1 protein-coding gene is annotated in these 554 nt (G+C 71.3%); it reads right to left on the bottom strand.

What is annotated here, in order from left to right:
• A partial coding sequence (locus OOZ15_RS20045; protein ID WP_265958198.1) for a hypothetical protein occupies nucleotides 1-554 on the bottom strand: 554 nt, incomplete at both ends.

Below are 554 nucleotides of genomic sequence, written 5' to 3' on the forward strand. Positions count from 1 at the left end.
CCTGGAACTCCTCGAAGCCCTGCAGGTGGCTGAGGTCGCCGCGTCGCTGGCCGAGCCGGCGCTGCTCGCGCTGGACCTCGGCTACCCGGGCGGCGCTGGCCTGGATGCGCTGTTGCAGGGTTCCGGCTTCTGCCTCCAGGGCGGGGATCTTGGCCTCGTTGCTCCAGCCCAGCACGTAGCGGGTACGGTCGTCGAGGCGGTGGCGGTCGTCCTTCTCGTGGCGTTCACCACCGGTCTTGAGCTGGCCGTGGCGGGTCAGGGCACGCTGCTCGCGGCGGAACTGGGTGAGGTCGCGGCAGCACGCATAGTCGAAGCGCTTGCCGAGCTCCTGCTCCAGCCAGGCGTAGTGGTCGCTGTCGGGGCGAATGGCCAGCTTGCGCACCAGCGACTCGGGATGCAGCGAGGGCGCGGCGGCCTGGGTGCGGCGCACCCGGTAGTAGACCAGGCGGCCGCGTAGCTGGGTGCGCTCGACCCAGTCGGCGACCTCGGCATAGTGGGCGTCGGGCACCAGCAACGAGAGGGCGAAGTTGTGCAGCACCCGTTCGGCGGCGCCC

Origin of the sequence: Galbibacter kalidii, from assembly GCF_026241135.1 — a bacterium.
Classification (GTDB): Bacteria; Bacteroidota; Bacteroidia; order Flavobacteriales; family Flavobacteriaceae; genus Galbibacter.